This is a genomic window from Microbacterium sp. Bi128 (genome assembly GCF_918698205.1).
Window position 1 is genome coordinate 1 of the sequence record NZ_CAKKMM010001323.1, and the last position, 1408, is coordinate 1408.

General features: G+C 68.5%; 2 protein-coding genes. Both read left to right on the forward strand.

What is annotated here, in order from left to right:
• The coding region (locus LQV45_RS32415; RefSeq protein ID WP_230011654.1) for a DUF1365 domain-containing protein at window positions 1-484 on the forward strand (484 nt) is incomplete at its 5' end.
• Between the two features lie 2 nt (window positions 485-486).
• Window positions 487-1408 (forward strand): class I SAM-dependent methyltransferase (locus LQV45_RS32420; protein WP_230011657.1); only part of this gene is annotated, 922 nt, incomplete at its 3' end.

The following is a 1408-nucleotide window of genomic DNA, read 5'->3' on the forward strand; positions in this document are numbered from 1 at the left end:
CATCACCATGCTTGCCAGCGCCCGGGTGTTCGGGCACGTGTTCAACCCGCTGAGCGTGTTCTGGTGCCATAGTGCCTCCGGTGAGTTGCGCTGCGTCGTCGCCGAGGTCCACAACACGTACGGGGAGCGGCACTGCTACCTCCTCGAAACCGACGCCACGGGCAGGGCGAGCGTCCCGAAGGCGTTCTACGTCTCGCCGTTCAACGACGTCGACGGCGAGTACCGCATGAAGCTCCCCGAACCCGGCGAACGGCTCGCCGTATCGATCGTCCTGGAACGGGAGGGACAGCAGCCCTTCATCGCCACCATGGACGGCGTCCGGCACCAAGCAAGCGTGCGGAACATCGTGTCCGCGGCGCTCGCCGTACCCGCGGCCCCGCTGCGTGTCGCGGCGCAGATCCGCTGGCAGGGCATCAAACTGTGGGCGCGCCGCCTGCCCATCATCAAAAAACCACACCACCCTTCACAGGAGGCAGTTCAGTGACAATGACCGAAGCGACCGGATCCGGTACGGGACGGGCACAGGGCACCACTCACAGCAGCGCAGTTGCCGGCAGCGCCGTCGACAGCGGGCTCGTCACCAGCAGGGTGCCGTACACCGTTCCCCAGCCTCCCGCCACCATCGACGCCGCCATCTGGCCCAGCATCGCCACGGTGCCCTCGAGCCTCAAGGCCCGTGTGGCCGGACGCGCTGCGGACGCCATCTTCAAGGCGGCCGTGCGCAGGCTGCCGCTGGAAGTCCGGTACCCGGACGGCACAGTATTGGGCAAAGCAGCACTGGGCACGGCTCCCTCCGACCAGGTACCCGCCGGCACCGCCTCTGACCAGGCTGCCGCCGGCTATCCCGTCATGACCATCAACCGACCCGTTGCCTTCGCCACCCGCCTCGGCGACGGCGGCCTGATCGGCCTGGGCGAGTCCTTCATGGCCGGCGACTGGGACGCCGATGACCTCACCGCCGTCATGGAGGTGTTTGCCTCCCGCGTCGGCACGCTCGTTCCCGAGCCGCTGCAGAAGCTGCGCGGCCTGTACCTGCCGCGCCAGCCGCGCAGGGAACGGAACACGGAGAAGAACACCCGCTCCAACATCTCCCGGCACTACGACCTCTCCAACGAGCTCTTCGCCTCGTTCCTGGACAGCACCATGACGTACTCCAGCGCTCTCTTCCCGGAAAGCGGCGACTCCCTGCGGAACGTGGCCTGGGACGGGCTGGCCGCAGCGCAGCAGGCCAAGATTGACCGGCTGCTGGACAAGGCCGGTGTGAAGGAAGGCACCCGGGTCCTGGAAATCGGCACCGGCTGGGGAGAGCTTGCCCTGCGCGCCGCCGCCCGCGGCGCCACCGTCTACTCCGTGACGCTCTCCAGCGAGCAGCAGGAACTGGCCCGCCAGCGCGTGGCCGAGGCCGGCT